We start from the raw sequence: 20,024 nt of genomic DNA, 5'->3' as shown, positions 1-20,024 counted from the left end.
CCTAGTTGGCGCATGCTTTAGCATGCGCCATTGGAGTGCACTTAATGCAAGTATTACGTCCTATAACAGCAAATGATTTTGCTGCGTTAAAACAAATTGCTGTTGAATCTGGTCATGGTTTTACCTCTTTACCGGTTGACGACAATTTACTACAAGAAAAAATTGAACGCGCTGAACGCAGTTTTGCAAAAGATATTAATAAACCACAAGACGAAACCTATTTATTTGTATTAGAAGACAGTGAAACGGGTGACGTTATCGGCACAACGGCTATCGAAGCTGCTGTAGGAATGTCGGTTCCTTTGTATCATTACCACCAAGGTAAAACTGTTCACCATTCACCTACTCTCAACGTATATAACACGGTTGATATTCTGAGTATGTGTAATGACTATACGGGTTGCTCTGAAATTTGTACCTTGTTCTTACGTGAGCAAAACCGCAAAGGCTTAACGGGTCGCTTTTTATCACGTTCTCGCTTTTTATTTATGGCCCAGCACAGCGAACGTTTTGCTGACACCATTATTGCAGAAATGCGCGGTGTAAGTGATGAAGACGGTCATTCACCTTTTTGGCAGTGGTTACAAGAACACTTTTTTAGCATTGAGTTCCCGCAAGCTGATCACTTAGTGGGTTTAGGCGATAAAGTTTTTATCAGCGAGTTAATGCCTAAGTACCCTATCTATGCCAACTTACTGAGCAAAAAAGCACAAGCTGTGATTGGTAAGGTTCATGAAAAAACCAAGCCTGCGCTAAAACTTCTAGAAAAAGAAGGGTTTGAGCACCGTGGTTATGTTGACCTATTCGATGCAGGGCCAACTGTTGAAGCCAAGCTTGGCAATATTCGTAGTGTTCGTGAGTCACAAGTGTGCCCTATCACGATTGGTGAGCTTGCGCATATCAATGAGCAAAGCTCAGATACATTAGCTATCTGCAACCATGGTGTGAATGACTTTAGAGCCACATTTACCAAACATGCTCATTATAACCACGCCAAGCACACCTTAATCATCAGCCAAGAAGTGGCAGATGCACTTAAATTAAAACAAGGGGATGCAGCACGGTTCTTCCGTTTGTAACCACTTAAGGAGTTTAAAATGAGTTTCACAACTCAACTTATCGATAACCAATGGCAAGCTGGCCTTGGTCATGATTTTAGTTCAATCAACCCAAGTAATGGCGAGGTTGTTTGGCAAGGTAAAACAGCCACGGCTGAACAAGTCGCTGATGCAATAAAAGCAGCTCGTAGTGCGCAGCTGGGCTGGGCTGATATGACTCTTGAAGAGCGTATCGTTATTCTTGAAAACTTTGCTGCAGAGCTTAAAGAGCACAGCGAAGAGTTTGCAACGATCATCGCCCGTGAAACAGGTAAACCGCTTTGGGAAACACGTACTGAAGTAGGTGCAATGACGGGTAAAATCGCCATTTCAATCAGAGCCTATAACGAACGTACTGGGACCACAGAAAACCCAATGCCTGGCGCTAAAGCGTTTATTCGTCATAAGCCACATGGTGTTGTTGCGGTGTTTGGCCCATACAACTTCCCGGGTCACTTACCAAATGGCCATATTGTGCCAGCTATTTTAGCGGGTAATACAGTTGTATTTAAGCCATCAGAACTAACGCCTCATGTTGCTGAGTTCACCTTAAAACTTTGGCTAAAAGCAGGCTTACCAGCCGGTGTCATCAACCTTGTTCAAGGTGAAGTAGACACAGGTATTGCTCTTGCATCTCACCAAGATATTGATGGCTTATTCTTTACGGGTAGCTCAAATACAGGTCACCTATTGCATAAGCAATTTGCAGGTCACCCAGGTAAAATCTTAGCGCTGGAGATGGGTGGTAATAACCCACTGATCGTAAAAGATGTCGCAGATGTAAGTGCGGCTGTTCACGACATTATCCAGTCTGGTTTCATTACTTCTGGCCAACGTTGTACCTGTTCTCGTCGTTTATTCATTGAGAACTCGGCAAATGGCGATGCAATTTTAGAAAAATTAATTGCTTCAACAAAAAATATTAAAGTAGCCGACAGCTTCAGCGAAGATCAACCGTTCATGGGTGCAATGATCAGCGAAAAAGCGGCTTTAGGTATGGTTGCAGCTCAGCAGCAGTTACTTGATATGGGAGCAACCTCTCTTGTCGAACTTAAGCACCTTGAACCAGGTACTGGTTTTGTAAGCCCTGGTATTATTGATGTAACGGCTGTTAAAGATATGCCTGATGAAGAGCACTTTGGTCCTCTTATCAAGGTTTATCGCTACACAGATTTCGATAGCGCGATTAATGAAGCAAATAACACCTCATTTGGTTTATCTGCTGGTTTATTAAGTGATGATAGCGATGACTACCAGCATTTCTTAAAACGTATTCGTGCCGGTATCGTTAACTGGAACCGACCAATTACTGGCGCATCAAGCGCTGCACCATTTGGTGGTATTGGTGCCAGTGGTAACCACAGAGCAAGTGCCTATTACGCTGCTGACTACTGTGCTTACCCTGTTGCTTCTGTTGAAGCCGAAAAAGTTAACTTACCACAGACCCTTGCGCCGGGCTTAATTATTGAATAATTGTTTGGCGGCCTCGTCGCCTTAATTGAAGGAATTAAACATGCACACAGATGTAAACGCCCTATTTGAAAACCTATGGGACAACTATTTATCAGTTACGCCATCGGCAGTAAAAGTACATGAGTTACTTGGCTCAACACAAAAAGATGACGTGATTAACGACCACATCGCACTACGTACTTTTAACCATGAAAAAATCGGTTTAGAAAAACTAGCTGCGCACTTTTTAGCAGTTGGCTACAAAGAATGCGGCGAGTACCATTTCGAAGCGAAAAAACTATACGCAAAGCACTTCGAACATTCAGATCCTAAGCAACCTAAAGTTTTCATTTCTGAATTACTTGTTGAGCAATGCTCAGAAGAATTACAAGCTATCGTTAACGACATGGTTGAACAGATTGACGAAGACGCTGTAACAGCGGATAATTTCCTATATTCAGGTACACACTGGCAAGTAAGTTCAGACACTTACAAAAAGCTGCTAGCAGAAAGCGAATACGCTGCATGGATGTCAGCATGGGGTTACCGTGCTAATCACTTTACCGTGAGCATCAATGAATTGGCTAAATTCGATGATATCGAAAGTGTAAACCAAGCACTTAAAGATGCAGGTTTTGCGCTAAATACATCTGGCGGCGAGATCAAAGGTTCACCAGAAGTATTACTCGAGCAATCTTCGACTCTTGCTGATGACAGCGAAGTTGAATTTAGCGATGGTGTTGTTGCCGTTCCGAGTTGTTTTTATGAGTTCGCTCTGCGTTACGCAAAACCAGATGGCGAGCTATACACAGGTTTTGTGGCAGCATCAGCTGACAAAATTTTTGAGAGCACCAATGCTCGATAAGTAAGTTATATTTTAATACTCAGGTCATTATGAAAAAACTAGCGTTTAACTATCAAAAAAATCGTTTTTTTTATCAAATGGCTTGGGTATTTAACCTTCCTTTAGTACTTGTTGTAACATTTATTAGTATAACTGTTAAAGCCAATGAAAAGAGTGCTTTAACTATTCTAACTCCTTCCTATTTTGCGAATGAGTATGACGAAAAGAACATAAATCAACACTTTGATAAAGTGATTGAACCTGCGTTAAGTGATGAATTTCAGCTAAGTGTCCAATTCACTAATCACGCTCGGGTAATGAAACGCCTAGCAAGCGAAAAAACGAGTTGCACTTACAATGCGATTAAGACACCCGAACGAACTAAAAACATGTTGTTTTCAAACGTGCCTACTTATATGCACATGCAAAGACAACTGTTCGCTTTAAAGCCGAATATCGACAACATTCCATCTTCTGCATCCGTTGAAAGCCTTTTAGCAAATAAACAAATTTTTGGTGTTATAGGCTCTACAAGCTACCAACAACTGGACCCTATTTTTGAAAAGCATAATACGAAAATAGCTCACATCTATGGTGAAAACCCGTTTCTACAATTAAGTAAGTTACTACTAAATCGTCGTATTGATTATATCGTTGCGTATCGAGAGTCTTTATATTCGCACCTAGACGCGAAGCAATTAAAGTTGATCAGCTCACGAACGATAAAAGAATACCCTCAATTTATTAATGGCTTTTTTACCTGCAGTAAAACCGCTGCGGGTTATCGTGCCATTGCACTTATCGATGAATATATGAAAAGTGCAGAAATGGCTGCCTATATTCAGCAATTACACAACCAAAGTAATCACCCCGATGACGCAAAAGCCATGCTTGATCTTTATTCAAAAAGCTACGGAATACGCTTTGAAAACAGTAACTAAGTGACTATTAATTACTGTACAAAATTAATTCAAAAAATATTTAAAAAATACTTGCGCAAATAAAAAAGCAGATCTATTATCTCGCCGCTTCTTGATGATAGCCAATCCGAGTACATTACAAACCCTGTTTGTAGCAAGGCGATAGAGCAACTATCCAAGAGTGTATTTGATTGCACGGAACATACTGTGCGCTTAATAACACTCAACTGACTCGGACTTCCATTTTTTCCGAGCAGTTGCTTAATTGCCGGAGAGTAAAATGGCTATTTCAACACTTACACAAGACTTAACAATCAAAGTACCTGCAGCGTCGGTTGCTGCAAACGAACCAGTCGCACAACCATCAAACCAATTTATTGAGCAACTTGTTGCACAACATGGCGCGCCATTAATGGTGCTAGATTGTGAATCTGTTCGTCACCAATACCGTGCATTAAGCCATGCTTTACCTGGCGTTGCTTTACACTTTGCGTTAAAGCCACTTCCTCATCCTGCGGTTGTTCGTACGCTTTTAGAAGAAGGTGCCAGCTTTGATTTAGCAACCAGCGGCGAAGTTGACTTAGTCGCCAGCCAAGGCGTACCTAGTGATCGTACAATTCACACGCACCCTATCAAACGAGATCGTGATATCCGTGATGCACTTGAATACGGTTGTAATGTGTTTGTGGTTGATAACATCAACGAACTAGAAAAGTTCATTGCATACAAAGACCAGGTTGAGTTACTTGTTCGCTTAAGTTTTCGTAATGCGGAAGCTTTCGCAGATTTATCGAAAAAATTTGGTTGCAGCCCAGCAATGGCCATTGAAATCATTAGCTACGCACAACAATTAGGTATTCGTATCAAAGGGTTGTCGTTCCATGTTGGTTCGCAAACAGCAAGTCCAACTAAATATGTAACTGCCATTGCTGCATGTAACCAAGTGATTAACGACGTTGCCGCATTAGGATTACCTGCGCTTAGTACGCTTGATATTGGCGGTGGTTTCCCAGTGCCTTACAACAAAGATGTGCTGCCAATTGATGAGTTTTGTGCGCCTATTAATGATGCCTTAGCACAGTTACCAGAGACAGTTCGCGTAATTGCTGAACCAGGTCGCTTTATTGTAGCCAGTGCTGTAACCAGTGTTGCATCAGTAATGGGTCAAGCAGTACGTGATGGCAAGCCATGGTACTACTTAGATGATGGAATTTACGGCTCATTCAGTGGTTTATTGTTTGATGAAGCTTCATACCCTATCGACTCGTTAAAGCAATCAAACGAGCGCGTAGAGTCAGTGTTAGCAGGCCCGACTTGCGATAGCATCGACGTAGTAAGTGAGTCAATTATGCTACCAAAATTAAACAATGGTGATTTAATCATCAGCCGTATGATGGGTGCTTACACATTAGCAACCGCAACAGATTTTAACTTCTTCAAACGTGCAGAAGTTATCGTACTGAATGATGTAGTTCATGTTGACGCACTCACCGGTTAATCGTTTCCTCGACTAAAAGCATGTAAGGCAACATGCTTTAACTCTTAAAATGCAGCTGCTCATTCCAGCTGCATTTTTTTATTTCTTTGTTTAAAGAAAGAGTGGTTTGTAATCGTTTTCTAATTGTTCAAACGACAAGTTACCAATAAAACGACCAAAGCTTAGCCAGGTTGCTAGGCCTCGTAAGTCTTTAAAGTGTGGTGGAATAAATTTAGGGTCTTCAATCACACCTAAATCATGTAATTGCGATATCAGTCTAAAATCATCAATTGAGATTTTACCGACCAATAACAAGTGCAATTGATCAATTCGACCTAACTGAATGGCAACTCGTATAAGGTTATACACCAACACGAAACCTTTGATGTAGGCGATATCTTTGGTAAAAGGTAAGCCTGTTGCTGTACTGCCTCTAAACACCCGCTGAGTAAGCGTATAACTGTCGTCTTTACTCAAACCTTGCGCTACATAATCACGATAAATATCAACGAACTCCGCGCCATCAATAACCTTAGTAATACCTTGAATACGGTTCACTAATTTTGCTAAACGTCGTGGCGTCGACTTTAAAGTAATAATTTCGGTCAATACAGCAAGGCCCTCTTGGGTCACTGTAGAGCTCGGTGTGCCTTTACTTAAACAGGTTAAATAGGGCTGAGCAAGACCGTTTTGCGTGGTCCCGACATGGATCCAGCCTTCATGCACCTCTAGAATATCTAGCTCTCTTTGAGAGAATTTAACATCTTGATTAAGTTTAATATTATTTGCACCTGCCGCAGCATCACTCACAATACCGTCGCTCAGAATAACCTCAACATCGATACCCGGCATCGTTTGAGCCACTTGTGATGCTAGAATTTTCACGGCATCTTGTGCATCTATGTTTTTTGGATCGTCCGGTAAAATATCCGCATCAAGCATACTCTTTAGCGGCTGCTCAAGCATGGTTGCAAGCTCAGAAAGTGAAGGCTCTCCTGCATGGAATAAATCCTTGGGATGACCGAACAGCTCAACTGACAAATCATGAAACTCTGGGGTACCACGATATTCAATCATACTAAGTACGGTTTTATATTCAGTACACATCTTGCTCATGTATTGGGCAATAGGATTTAGCTGCCCTAACTGGCTGATGATATCGCGATTTAAATCAGAAAACGCGCGGCGCAACTCGCTTGGTACAAAACCAAGATCACGCTGTTGGTAATAGGCTTGATCAACCGTTGGGTTCTTTTGGCATTTATGCTTAAAAAACTCTTCTTTGATTTGTTTATCCCAGTTGATCGCATCAAGAATACGAATGGGTGTTTGCAATGCGATTAATCGGTCAGATAACTCGCGTGTTTTTGCTAATAATGCCTTATCTATCATGCTCTAGGCTCACTGTAAAATGAGCCTTGAGCATAGGCTAAATTTGCATAATAACAAAGTAAAATTAAGCGGTTTTGAGCTAAAATTCAGCGTGCTTAGAAACTAATTTTCCATCGTTGTAGAGAAGTAAACTGGGTACCGAATTAATACTATTTTCGATAAATAAATCATTACCATAATCGATTGAAACCGGCATGGTTACAGCGAATTTATCAACATATTCTTGCACTGCACTTTGATCAGTCCACAGCTGACTCACTTTAACCTCGACATTAACTCCTTGCTCTACCAGCTTATTAACGTGTTGCTGCGCTAGTACACACTGTTTTGCCATTGCAGGGCGCGTGTCGGCTAAGTACCAGTCGCACCACGTAGCGGTGAACAGCACGGCTTTTTTACCTTTGTTCGGAATTACCAAAGGAGTCGCTTGGCCTTGCTTTTCGCCTAGTAAGCGCGCTTTATCAACTTTGCCATTGTGTGATAACAAACGTAATGTGTTATCAAGCGGTTTATCAGCTTCGTGACCTTGAAAAATCACCTTTTTATCACTATCGATCAACACATGAAACGGGGTGCCCATAAATTCATAATGTTTAGCAACCTGGGCTGTGTGATCAGTAAATAGTGGCATAGTGAGCGAAAAGCGCTCTTTAACCTTAGCAACAGCGTGTGCATCATCATTAAGGTCAATATTAATAGCCAAAAATTGAATTTTATCGCCATACTGCTCATAAGCATGCTGAAAATGTGGCATTTGCTCCATACATGGCTTGCACCAAGTCGCCCAAAACTTTAAGTAAACGGGTTTCTTGCCTAAGTAACTGTCAAGTTTAACTATTTGCCCCGCTTCATTTTCTAACATCAGGGGAGCTGTATTTGCTGATATGCTTTTGCTTACAAGCAACAAGCCTGTTAGTAGTATCAGGGGTATAAACTTATATTTCATTGTGTGTCCCTCAAATAAAATCTATCTTAAGTTTAAGGTAAGAGAAAATATTGTAAATTTTCGACATCGGCTATCTAAATGTGATTTTAGTGATTTATCGCAAAGTAAGGTTTTAAAAACACACAGCACGTTTAATACCTGCATAAAATAGCACTAAACTTTTTATAGATCTGAAACGTATTACTTCAAAAAGGAGTCATCATGAAAAATGAGCTAGACGGTAAATTAATTCTATCTGTGTATGAAAAAATCATTCAACACGGCGAAGATCATGAAGATGGAAAGCTTTATGAGGGTATTTGCGCTTTTTCGGATATCGATGGTTATACGGTATATCTAAAAGGCAGTGGTGTGTTACTGCGCTTTGGCTTTCATAATACCTATCACCTTGACTATCAACATGAAAAGAACAAAGAAGACTTTTTAAAGAAAGTGCTTTATATCGCAGAACAGGAACTGTAGAGAAGTAATGAAACGACGGGTGAAAGCTGAATCAAATCAACAGCAGGCATTTATCAACCAAGTTATTAATGAACTAAAATCTAACCCAGGTAAGTTAGATATTATTCGCGAAAACCTTAGCTACTATCGCGAACAACAGTTCCTCAAGCGTGGCTTTTTGCTTGCTATTGAGCGTTTTGATTGGGTATTTGAAGCAACTAACGATGTAGATCAAATCTGTGCGCAAATTTTAGCCGATGATTACATTGGCAAACGTTTGCGCCGCTACCCCTTGCTATATAAGGGCGTATTGGAACGTACCTATTAGATATCCCACCGCTAAAACATGATCTGTTCGGTAAAAAATGCTAGGTTAGCGCCATTTTGAAATAATGAGAACTGGACATGTCAAAAGCTATAAACTCTCACAACACCCATGAGGGTGGTAACAATGGGTTATTTAACCGATTTTTAGCCACTGTTGAATTTTTGGGTAATATGCTCCCCCACCCTATCACTTTATTTGCAATGTTCTGCGTTGCCATTATAGTTTTTAGCGGCATTGCCGATTGGTATGGTTTAAGTGCTATTGACCCACGCCCTGAAGGCGCTGCAGGTCGAGACCCTGATGGGGTTATTGAAGTTGTCAGCCTACTTAGCGCCGAAGGCCTGCAGCGCATCGTTACTGGCCTTGTTACGAACTTCACCAGTTTTGCACCACTTGGTACAGTACTGGTTGCTCTATTAGGTGTTAGTGTTGCAGAGCACTCTGGTTTACTCTCTGCTGCTATGCGCGGCATGGTAATGGGCGCATCAAAGCGTTTAGTTACTTTTATGGTGGTGTTTGCTGCGATTTTATCAAATACGGCATCAGAACTTGGCTACGTCGTACTAATCCCATTAGCAGCAATGATATTCCACAGTCTTGGTCGTCACCCTCTTGCCGGTCTTGCTGCGGCATTTGCCGGCGTTTCAGGTGGTTACAGTGCCAACTTATTACTCGGCACCATTGACCCGCTACTTGCAGGTATCACCACGCCAGCAGCACAAATGATTGATCCGAACTACCAAGTTGGCGCTGAAGCAAACTGGTATTTCATGATGATCTCAGTATTTTTAATTGCCATTTTAGGCACGTTCGTTACCGAGAAAATCGTTGAGCCACGCCTTGGCAAATACAACCCAGATGAAGCAAGCAATGATTTACCTAAAAATGACATTGCAGGGCTAACTGATAAAGAAAAGTCAGGTCTTAAGTGGGCGGGTGTGTCACTGTTAGTGGTTTCATTATTACTTGCTTGGACAATTGTTCCTGAAGACGGCATTTTGCGTAACCCAGAAACGGGCCTTGTTGCACATTCACCATTTTTAAAAGGCATTGTGGTCTTTATCTTTGTAACTTTTGGTATTCCAGGTTTTGTTTACGGCCGCGTTGTTGGCACCATGAAAAACGATAAAGATGTCATCGATGCCATGAGTAAAAGCATGAGCTCGATGGGGATGTATATTGTGCTGGTTTTCTTTGCTGCACAGTTCGTTGCCTTCTTTAAATGGACCAACCTAGGCACAATTTTAGCCATTAACGGTGCAGCTCTTTTGCAAGCATTAAACCTAACTGGCCCAGAAGTATTTGTGCTCTTCATTTTAATGTGTGCATTAGTAAACTTAAGCTTGGGCTCTTCATCTGCACAATGGGCTGTAACGGCACCTATCTTCGTGCCAATGTTAATGCTCATCGGCTATGCGCCAGAGACTATTCAAGCGGCGTACCGAATTGGTGACTCGGTTACTAACCTTATCACCCCAATGATGAGTTACTTTGGCTTGATACTGGCTGTTGCGACTAAGTATAAGAAAGACATGGGGATTGGTACATTGGTTGCGACCATGCTTCCTTACAGCATGATCTTCTTTGTTGGTTGGGTTGCGTTATTCTACTTATGGGTATTTGTTCTGGGCTTCCCAGTTGGCCCTGAATCACCGATTTATTATCAGCCTTAATCTTTTTCTTAAAGATGTAAAAAAGCCAAGCTAATGCTTGGCTTTTTGCTTTTTAACAGCGAGCCCGATACTGATAGCATCTAATAAACATTAGCAGTAACAACAATGAGATTAAGCTCAGAGGTAGCGCCCCCCCACTTGTTTTATGCTCAACACTCACTTGTTTATAGGCTTTAACAACCACATTAAACTGCCCTTGGGTTGTTCCGCCATCACCATCAGAGATAATAAAGGTCACTGTGTCAGTGCCATCAAAGCCGACATTTGGTGTATACGTAATAGTGCCATCATCATTGATGACAACCGTCCCAGTATCAGCTGATGCAGAAATAATAGTGAAATCATTATTATCATCATCAGTAACATTGGCCAGTATGTCGATGTTAACTGGGTTTTGATCATCTGTTGTAACATCAATAATTGCACTCACTTGTGGTGCTGTGTTTTCAACAACCTCAACGGTCACAGTTGCAAATGCTGAGCCGCCATTTCCATCAGATACACCATAGCTTATTGTAGCTGTACCTAGATGTTCAGCTTGTGGATTAAAGTGCAGTTCATTATTAATAATACTCACTTCACCAATATCAACAGTTGCCGACGTGAGCGTTAATAAATCACCATCTGCATCTGTATCATTAGCTAATACATCAAGGTAAGCGCTGATATTACGTTTTACCGTCATAACATCATCCATTGCGACTGGCTGGCTGTTATTTGTATCTAAAGTTGCAATACCACTTGGATCTTCAATCGCACGATTAACTTGGCCATCAGCATCATTTGGACCACCATCTTCAATAGTCAGCTGCACACACCAGTGGCCTTCACTAAGCCCTTGTGTGTACTGTTCATCCTGTGGAGGTGGGCAGAACCCTTCAGCGCCTGGCGCTGATGCAATACTATTACGACTATCGACTACAAATTCAGTCCAGCCAGTTGGCATCAGTTTACGATAGATAGCATTGCTTGGAATTGGACTAAACTGTGCTATCACTATGCTCACAGACTGACCTGCAACCGGAATTTCATTTACATTGAAATCAAATACGCCGCTTATATAGTCAAACCCATCGTCAGCATTCGCACCTAATCCGTTATGTCCATACTTCACGGCATCGTCTTCAGTAATACCGGTATTACTACCAGAGGCTTTAAAAGCAACGTTACCTAAGCTCAAATGAAGTCCTGGCTCTGTCTCCATCAAGAAAAATTCACTTTCAATCAGCTTTTCTTGAACAACATTGCTAGCAAGCGAGCTTGCATCAAGATAATCTGGAATACCGTCGTTATCACTGTCGGCGTAACCTTCTTCATCATCATTAATCCCATCAAAGTCTGAATCAATGGCTGCTAACTCAGGCAATGAATCAAGCACTGTCAGTGAAAGCTTGACTGTGCCAGTCTTGTCACCGTCATCAACAGTAACCATAAATTCATAAACACCTTCAGCGAGTACGCTTGGGTCAAAGCTAAATTGGTCATCAATTGAATCAGCATCAATGATTGCTTCATCGGACACTTGCCAATCAAATACATGGGTATCGGCTAGGTTTGCATCTGTTACAAGTGCACTGATAGTTACTTCACCAGCTTGTTTATCAATAAGACGTGTACTCATACCTTGCTGAGCTGCAAATAATTCTACGCTTGGCGCAACATTCCCCTCTGCAATTGTCAGTGTATGGGAACCTAAAGGACCCACAACTGCATTCTTAGGTTCTTGAAAATGCACAGTTAATGTTTCTGTATTTTCTGGTACGTCATCTTCAATAAGGTTCACGATCAACATGGCTTCGCGCTGACCTTGTTTAAAGGTGAACTCACCTTCAGATAAGTCATGATCGTCTCCTGTAATTGCATCACCCGAGACTGTAAATGGCACAATTACTGGGTAAGTTACTGCATCACCATTAAGAATCGCTTTAATTATGACACTTGTTCCCTCTGTTGCAGTTTGATCTTTACTGAAGTTAACTTGCGGGATTACATGGATCAATTGCGTTGCTGTAACTTGGTCGCTCCCTTCACCTGCACTCCAAACAACGGTATGTGTTCCCGATGCAAAGAAGCCTTTCGAGCTTGCCGTAACTCGAACTGGGTTACCTAGTGAATCCAATGCAACAGCCGTTCCCATATTCACTTTAGTGAACAGTCCTTCTGATGCGATTGTTTTATCTTCAGGCGCAGTGATAGTTATATCAGACACCGTTGATACCACTTTAATAATAAGTGTCACATCTACAACTTCACCACTTGCATCTTTAATTTGATAAGTAATAGTCACATCGGCGTTTAAACCAACAGGCGGTAAATATTCCAGCTTATTATCAACAATTCGAATACTGCCAACACTTGCAAGCGCTTTAACTAATGTTAGTGCATCACCATCAACATCAATGTCGTTCGCTAACACATCAAGTACGACATACTCATTTAAGTCTGCATTAACCGTAAAGTTATCTGGTGTAGCAACAGGTGCATCATTAACTGGGTTCACCACAATAGTGACTGTTGCTAACTCAGAAGTTAAAACACTATCAGAGACGCTATAAGTAAAGCTATCAGAGCCACTAAAATCTGTATTTGGTTGATACATAAAACGATTAGAATCCATCGTTAACGTACCATTGCTAACCGGTGTGACTAGATTGAAAGTCAGCTCATCACCATTCTCATCAAAGTATCCGAGTGTAAAGGTGATGCTCTCGTCTTCATCGGTACTGAATTGCTCACCAATAGCCACAGGCGCAACGTTACTGATAATTACAGGGCTAGTAGCACCTGACGTAAAGGTCTCAGTATTACCATTGCCATCAACATAGGTTACGACAACAGTAATCGTCGCACCGATATCAGCATCGGTTAGCATGTATTCTGACAGTGTTGCGCCTGTAATTAACACCCCATTGCGCATCCATTGGTAAGTAAATTCACCCAATCCATCTGGATCGTCAATGGTTGACTCAACACGCAGGGTTTCACCTTGTTTTGCCTCACCACTGATACTGATACCACCTGTTGCTTCATCATTAACATCGGCCACTGTGATAACAAAGGTTTGTGTATCAGTTAACCCTTCAGCATCTGTTACTAATAAAGTAACAGCATGAGTACCCACATCATCATTACTTGGTGTACCACTTAGCTCACCTGTCGCAGGATTAAAGTCAAGCCAGCTTGGCAGTTCGGTAGCACTTAGTTTATAGCTATCAGCACTGTCTACATCATTGATAATAAGTACATAGCTATACGCTTCATCTTGTGTCGCCGAAGTGACTGGCGCTGACTCAATCATTGGCGCATCATTTACAGCGAGTACGGTAATAGTCACTGATGCCGTATTTGACTCTGCACCTTCATTATCAAGTACTGAGTAAGTAAAGCTATCAAAGCCGACGTAATTACTAACTGGGGTATAACTAACTGTACCATCTACATTATTGATAACGTTACCAAATGCAGGTTCAGTAACAACCTTAACTGAGTCCTCATCGATGCTACCATCGACATCAGAATCATTGCCTGTTACATCGATGATAACGCTCTCATCTTCATCAATTTGTATTACATCATTATTTGCTAGCGGTGCATCATTCACAGCTGTTACAGTGATGAATACATTTGCATTATTTGACCAAACACCCAAATCATCTTTAACACGATAACTAAAGCTATCTTCACCATTGCTATTAGCATTAGGCGTATAGCTGATCATGCCGTCAACAATTTGTGTACTACCATGTTCTGGCTCAGTCACAACCTCAAGGCTTGATTTATCAAGCGAACCATCTACATCTAAGTCGTTACCCAATACGTTAATGCTATGAGCTGTATCTTCGAGCAATTGTGCAACATCATTATTAGCCACTGGCGCATCATTCACACTATTCACGGTTAATTTCACTACAGCGATATTTGAGATTAATGATTGGTCATCTTTCACGCTATAAGTAAAGCTATCGCTGCCAAAGAAATCTGCGTTTGGTTTATAACTGATGGTTCCTGATGCACTATTAATGCTGACTTTACCGTGTGCTGGTGCTTGGGCAATAGTCACATTGTCAATAGTTAAATCGCTATCTACATCAAGGTCATTGTCTAAAATCGACAGCTCAATCGAGGCATCTTCATCAAGCTCAGCTGTATCGTTTGATGCGATTGGCGCATCATTAACTTCACCGACTGTGACCATTACACTGGCCTGATTAGACATGGCTCCAGATTCATCTGCCACACGATATGTAAATGTGTCATTGCCATTAAAGTCGGCATTTGGAGTATAAAGAATACGCTTGTTTTGCACACTCGCCTTACCATTTTCTGGCGCAGTGACAACTTCTAGACTAGATAAATCGAGTGAATCACCTTCATCTAAATCTGAATCGTTTAGTGCGACATCAATTTCAATTGCCATGTCTTCTTCAGTTATGGCCGTATCAATTTTAGCAAATGGTGCATCATTAACCGGATTGATAGTAATAGAAACAGTCGCAATAGCTGAGCGCCCATTTTCTAAATCATCGACGGTATAAGTGAAAGAATCAGAGCCATTAACATTTTCATTCGGCGTATAGGTAATAACCCCATTCGCAGTATTTAAGCTTGTTTTACCAAGCATTGGCGCTGTCACTACCCGAACACTGGCAGGGTTTAGATCATTATCAACATCTGAATCGTTCGCTAAAATATTAATAGCAACACTGTTATCTTCATCAACAATTGCTGTGTCATCATGCACATCTGGTACATCATTAACATTCACAACATTCAGGATAAACTCCTGTTTTGTCTCCTCTTTACTCGCATCTGTTACAACAAGCGTAATATTATACGTGCCTACATCATCATTAGTTGGTGTGCCGGTTAAGGTACGCGTTGCATCGTCAAAAGTTAACCAGCTAGGCATGTCCAGCGCAGTATAAGAAAGAGTATCTCCAGCATCATCATCCGTTGCTGAAGCGGTATAGCTATATAACTCATCTTCGGTTGCAGTTGTAATCGGCGTAGATGAAAACACAGGGGCATCATTTACATTCTCAACAGTAATAGAGAACAGCTGAGAATCTGTTTCTTTTGCACTATCAGTAACTGTTAAACTAACCGTATGAATGCCTACATCATCATTACTTGGTGTACCAGTAACTAAACCGGTCGCAGCATCTATGCTTAACCAATTCGGAAGCGTCTTGGCTGAATAAATTAGCGTATCGCCTTTATCTACATCTGTTGCACTAACAGTATAGTTATAAACGCTGTCCTCAGTTGCAGTTGTAATAGGTGTTGATGAAATAACAGGCGCGTCATTTACGTTTGTAACAGTCAGTGTAAATAATTGTCTGGCTTCTTCAGAGCTAGTATCAGTAACAACAACGGTAATGCTATATGTCCCTACATCATCATTAGTAGGAATGCCGGTTAGGGTGCGTGTAACAGGATCATAGCTTAACCAGCTAGGCAGGCCCTGAGCAGAGGACACTGTGTAAGAAAGACTATCACCAGAATCAACATCTGACGCTGTCACAGTATAACTGTATTGTGCATCTTCAAGTGCTACTGTAATAGGCGATGACGTAATAACGGGTTTATCATTTACATTAGCAACATTAATAACAAAATCTTGTCTGTCCCATTCATTTAAAGCATCTGTTACAACAACGGCAACATAATGCGTGCCTACATCATCATTTGTTGGTGTGCCTGATAAAACGCCTGATTTAGCATCCATTGTTAACCAACTAGGTAAACCAATTGCACTAAATGTTAGGGTATCACCCATATCGGCATCACTTGCCTGCACCTTATAAGAATACACAGAGTCTTCAGTTGCCCAAACCGGAGCTGAAGATGTGATACTCGGCGTGTCATTAATACCTGTCACTGTTATAGTGCCAGATACAGCCTTTGCACTACTATTACCATCTGATAAGTCAAATTTTATACTGATTAAGCCAGAAAAATTAGCCGCAGGCGTAAACGCAATGCTCGCCAAACTCGCATTAACATCTTCCAATGATCCACTGAGTGTGAAAGTTGCAGTTTCACTACTGTAATTTAATGTGGCGCCTGAGCTTGCAGTACCAGTAAGTTCGCCTGAAGTGCTATTACCTAATGTAACTGTCAGTGTTAAATCATCACCTTCTTCATCAGCAGTTTTAAGGCTTTTAAATAACGAGGTTGCACCTGAGTCTTCATCTACAGTCAGAGAATAACTATCAAATACAGGTTTTTCGTATTTTATAACGGAGATACTGCCACCATTTTCTAAATCAGAATAAATGGCAACAGGATTATCATTTTGGTCAATCACAAAGGCTGGGATTCTAGAAACCTTATTTGAAAAGCCTTGTTTGTCTAAACTAACCCACTCATTTTCATAAAACTTCATTACCGTGAGTCGATATTCATTAGCAACATCAGTTAAAGCAAGATGAGGGATACTGTTACTGTCAAATGCAAGATCAGGCGAGTAAGCTTCACCTCCTGTGAAATTATTATTACCAACTAATACCCATTCACTACCGTTGAATAGTTTCACTGACGCTATGCGAGATGAGCTAGACATTGCAATGTATGGCACATCGTTATGAATTTCTAAATCGACGAAAGTGACACGATCTTCAAAATTATCAGAACCGACATTCACCCAGTTATTATCAACAAGTTTTTTTACATTTAAGTAATTTGTTCCATCGTTCCCATTATATGCAATATAAGGCGTATTAATGCTGTCAAAAGCCAGTTTGATGGAATGAAGATTTAGTGAGGAGGAAGCCGTTATCGTCGTCATAGACCAACTATTACCATCCCATTTATGAATACCAATAGCTCTAGAACTGACATCTAAGTCCTGAAAAGCGAGATATAAATTATCAGCGCTATCAAACTGTAATACCGTATGTAAGGCATAACTTGAAGTTAATGGTCCGCCCTCAAGTTTTTGCCAAGAATCATTCTCATACTTTTGCACTGTAGCATTATAATCAACATCGTTATAAGCAATATAAGGGATATTCTGACTATTAAATGAAATACTTAAAGGAGAGCTAATTCTAGCTTGTGCGATGTACGTATCGCCCAATGATACCCATTCGTCATTGGAATACTTCATAACTTCGACATAATTAACACCATTATTTTGGTAAGTATATGCCACATGAAGAATACCATTTTTATCATAGGCAGGTTTAATACGGTCAACACTATTATTTGTAAAATTAGCCTTACCTACATACTCCCAAGTAGGGTCTATTGAAAACATAGGTGCATCATTTATTAATGAAACAGTAATAGCGAAAGTTTGATTTGTAACAGCTGCGGCCCCATCTTCACCGCCATCTGCAAGATCAAACGTAAAACTATCTGAGCTTGTTTCAGTGCCATTGTGCTTATAATAAAGCGTCGAATCATCCAGTGTTTGCTGGGTAAATGAACCATTCATAGCAAGCTCTTCGCCTGAATCTAAGCTGCCATTATCATTGGCATCGACAAACAAGTTGCCATTAGTAGGTACTGATTTAAGTGTATATGTTAGCTCTGTACCAGAGTCGTCACTATCGTTTGCCGCTAACAGACTATTAGTAATAACTTTTGAATCACCTTCACTAACAGTTAACCCTGTATTTATACTAACTGAAGGAGGATCATTCACTGCTTTAACAGAGTAACTACCAACGATAGTTGAACTTGAAGCCGTTCCATCATTTACAGTAAAACTAAGAGTAAAATCCCCGGCTCCACTTGCAGTGCCATTAAAGACAATGCTAGCAATTGACGCATTAACATCCGTTAGAGTACCAGAAAGTGTTAAGATACCCGTACTTTCATCATAACTAATTGATGCTGAGCCGCTTGCTGTGCCAGACAACGAGCCAAACTGTGTATCTGAGAGTGTTACAGTTAATGTGACCTCATCATTATCAGTATCTGCAATACTCACATTATTAAGTAAGGTTTCGCCTGTAGTGCCTTCTGAAATATTTTTATTGAAGTTTTCAAAAGCAGAATATGTTTTTTTAACAACGAACGGAGAACCAATCTCAGTCGTTGTATCAATTGCATAAAACGTATTAGCACTATCGATTGCAGCTCTCATTCTAATACCGAAATAAAACGCTTTATCTGCAGGGGCAACCTGACCTAATGAACTCCATGTATTGTTTTCATAAATATATAATTGCCCTCTCCCGTTAGTCGCTTGTTCACTAAACGCAATTAAAGGTTTATCGTTTGAATCTATTAACAGATTCAAGATTTTAATTGCCGCCAACGTTGAAGTATCCCCCACTTCAGACCAGCTATCATTGACAAATTCGAGTACCTTAACTGGGCCCTCGCTTGACGTTGAATTAATAAGAGAGACGTAAGGAGTATCTTGACTATCAAATGCTATTTGAGGATAAACACCTGATAGACCACTTAAACCTGTTAAGCTTAGACTGTTCCAATTGGCGCCATCAAATTTTCTAACTTCTACAAAGGCAGGAATACGCTCTGTTATTCTAGATACTATATGTAGCTCATTCATTGAGTTAAATGCTATTTCAGGGCTTTCTGAGCGTCCGCCACTTGCCTGAGAGCCTACACTAACCCAGTTCGTGCCATCCCATTTTTCTACATAAGAGTAAGAGTTATCATAAGCGAGATATAGCACGCCATTCTTATCTGTTTTCAAGTCAATATGATTGATGTTAGAGCCTGTTATTTGATCAGAACCAAGTTCATTCCAACTACCATTTACCAGCTCTTTAACCACTACTTTTTTCGCTCCACCCGTGCCCGAAATGAATGCTGCGTATAATTGGTTATTTGTATCAAACGCTATATCGGTGTCAGATGCTGAGTCTGTTGAAAGCGCACTTCCTCCTACTAATTCCCATGTATTTGTATCGCTAAACTTATAAACAACCGCCTGACTTTGACCATTTTTAAAAATAATGTAAGGGGTATTGTTGTTATCTACAGTAATGTTTAAATTTGTCGAATCCCCCACTGACGAAGAAATTGAACCTACTTGCTGCCAAGGACTATTAGCACTAAAGCTAGGCGCTGCATTCGATTTAGTTACATTTAGTGTTGAATTTTTTTGCACATTATAATCAGACAACGAGCGACCATTTTCTAATACTTTTCCATTAAAGGTGATAATCTGCCGAGCTTGCGCAATACTCGTCTGCTGCTCAACAAGCCCTTTTACCGTTTCAATGCTGTCACTTGGCTCAACATCGAGTGTAAAAGTTTCGTTCGGTGCAATGATTGTTATTGGCATAGCCAATATAGACATAGGCGCAATAAGCGCTATGAGGTATAGGTATTTAATAATTGTTGATAGCATGACGTATTGTTCCTGTAGAAACTTCAAGCTGTGAGTCATATCATCAAAATGATTTACTCAGATTCTCAGCTATTCCTTGAGATAATTTAAAATGTACGCCCCTTGCGCACATCGATAATA

The 20,024-nt window shown here is 40.8% G+C and carries 11 protein-coding genes; 8 read left to right on the top strand and 3 right to left on the bottom strand.

All coding sequences use genetic code 11. From position 1 onward, the window contains the following. Positions 1–44 precede the first annotated feature (44 nt). From astA to NFU46_RS10730, 5 genes are all read left to right on the top strand, one after another. Positions 45–1,079, top strand: a complete 1,035-nt coding sequence (astA, locus tag NFU46_RS10750; RefSeq protein ID WP_054562391.1) for an arginine N-succinyltransferase — start codon at positions 45–47, stop codon at positions 1,077–1,079. 18 nt (positions 1,080–1,097) lie between these two features. Next, entirely contained in the window at positions 1,098–2,570 is a 1,473-nt protein-coding gene (gene astD, locus NFU46_RS10745; RefSeq protein ID WP_251601746.1) for a succinylglutamate-semialdehyde dehydrogenase, read from the top strand. Positions 2,571–2,610: 40 nt separating this feature from the next. Further along, the gene (locus tag NFU46_RS10740) at positions 2,611–3,414 is read left to right on the top strand and encodes a DUF1338 domain-containing protein (RefSeq protein WP_055021080.1); all 804 of its coding nucleotides are present in this window, start codon (positions 2,611–2,613) and stop codon (positions 3,412–3,414) included. Positions 3,415–3,443: 29 nt separating this feature from the next. Beyond that, on the top strand, positions 3,444–4,334 hold the full coding sequence (locus tag NFU46_RS10735; RefSeq protein WP_251601743.1) for a transporter substrate-binding domain-containing protein: 891 nt from the start codon (positions 3,444–3,446) through the stop codon (positions 4,332–4,334). 259 nt (positions 4,335–4,593) lie between these two features. After that, entirely contained in the window at positions 4,594–5,811 is a 1,218-nt protein-coding gene (locus NFU46_RS10730) for a type III PLP-dependent enzyme (protein ID WP_251601741.1), read from the top strand. Between the two features lie 90 nt (positions 5,812–5,901). On the opposite strand, the gene NFU46_RS10725 is transcribed toward NFU46_RS10730, so the two are convergent. Together NFU46_RS10725 and NFU46_RS10720 are read right to left on the bottom strand one after the other, a co-directional pair. Further along, positions 5,902–7,182: a flavohemoglobin expression-modulating QEGLA motif protein gene (locus NFU46_RS10725; RefSeq protein WP_058584118.1), complete on the bottom strand. Its 1,281-nt coding sequence runs from the start codon at positions 7,180–7,182 to the stop codon at positions 5,902–5,904. A gap of 79 nt (positions 7,183–7,261) precedes the next feature. Beyond that, positions 7,262–8,128, bottom strand: a complete 867-nt coding sequence (locus NFU46_RS10720) for a thioredoxin family protein (protein WP_285835541.1) — start codon at positions 8,126–8,128, stop codon at positions 7,262–7,264. 201 nt (positions 8,129–8,329) lie between these two features. On the opposite strand from NFU46_RS10720, the gene NFU46_RS10715 reads away from it, so the two are divergent. From NFU46_RS10715 to NFU46_RS10705, 3 genes are all read left to right on the top strand, one after another. After that, positions 8,330–8,590 carry a DUF3081 domain-containing protein gene (locus tag NFU46_RS10715; protein WP_054554528.1) on the top strand — a complete coding sequence of 87 codons (261 nt, stop codon included), beginning with the start codon at positions 8,330–8,332 and terminating at the stop codon, positions 8,588–8,590. Positions 8,591–8,597: 7 nt separating this feature from the next. Next, positions 8,598–8,897 (top strand): hypothetical protein, encoded by a 300-nt coding sequence (locus tag NFU46_RS10710; protein ID WP_251601739.1) that lies wholly within the window; start codon positions 8,598–8,600, stop codon positions 8,895–8,897. Positions 8,898–8,974: 77 nt separating this feature from the next. After that, a complete protein-coding gene (locus tag NFU46_RS10705; protein WP_251601737.1) occupies positions 8,975–10,570 on the top strand; it encodes an AbgT family transporter in 1,596 nt (531 codons plus the stop codon). A gap of 52 nt (positions 10,571–10,622) precedes the next feature. On the opposite strand, the gene NFU46_RS10700 is transcribed toward NFU46_RS10705, so the two are convergent. After that, the gene (locus tag NFU46_RS10700) at positions 10,623–19,904 is read right to left on the bottom strand and encodes a tandem-95 repeat protein (protein ID WP_251601735.1); all 9,282 of its coding nucleotides are present in this window, start codon (positions 19,902–19,904) and stop codon (positions 10,623–10,625) included. Positions 19,905–20,024: the final 120 nt, after the last annotated feature.

It is taken from the genome of Pseudoalteromonas sp. NCCP-2140, assembly GCF_023708065.1.
Lineage (GTDB): Bacteria > Pseudomonadota > Gammaproteobacteria > Enterobacterales > Alteromonadaceae > Pseudoalteromonas.
The sequence above is the reverse complement of the archived record's forward strand: the minus strand, read 5'-3'. Positions and strand labels throughout refer to the sequence as shown.

What these genes read in the sequence shown, in the direction of transcription:
- astA (WP_054562391.1), top strand. Translation starts at nt 45, where the DNA reads ATGCAAGTATTACGTCCTATAACAGCAAATGATTTTGCTGCGTTAAAA.
- astD (WP_251601746.1), top strand. Translation starts at nt 1,098, where the DNA reads ATGAGTTTCACAACTCAACTTATCGATAACCAATGGCAAGCTGGCCTT.
- NFU46_RS10740 (WP_055021080.1), top strand. Translation starts at nt 2,611, where the DNA reads ATGCACACAGATGTAAACGCCCTATTTGAAAACCTATGGGACAACTAT.
- NFU46_RS10735 (WP_251601743.1), top strand. Translation starts at nt 3,444, where the DNA reads ATGAAAAAACTAGCGTTTAACTATCAAAAAAATCGTTTTTTTTATCAA.
- NFU46_RS10730 (WP_251601741.1), top strand. Translation starts at nt 4,594, where the DNA reads ATGGCTATTTCAACACTTACACAAGACTTAACAATCAAAGTACCTGCA.
- NFU46_RS10725 (WP_058584118.1), bottom strand. Translation starts at nt 7,182, where the DNA reads ATGATAGATAAGGCATTATTAGCAAAAACACGCGAGTTATCTGACCGA.
- NFU46_RS10720 (WP_285835541.1), bottom strand. Translation starts at nt 8,128, where the DNA reads ATGAAATATAAGTTTATACCCCTGATACTACTAACAGGCTTGTTGCTT.
- NFU46_RS10715 (WP_054554528.1), top strand. Translation starts at nt 8,330, where the DNA reads ATGAAAAATGAGCTAGACGGTAAATTAATTCTATCTGTGTATGAAAAA.
- NFU46_RS10710 (WP_251601739.1), top strand. Translation starts at nt 8,598, where the DNA reads ATGAAACGACGGGTGAAAGCTGAATCAAATCAACAGCAGGCATTTATC.
- NFU46_RS10705 (WP_251601737.1), top strand. Translation starts at nt 8,975, where the DNA reads ATGTCAAAAGCTATAAACTCTCACAACACCCATGAGGGTGGTAACAAT.
- NFU46_RS10700 (WP_251601735.1), bottom strand. Translation starts at nt 19,904, where the DNA reads ATGCTATCAACAATTATTAAATACCTATACCTCATAGCGCTTATTGCG.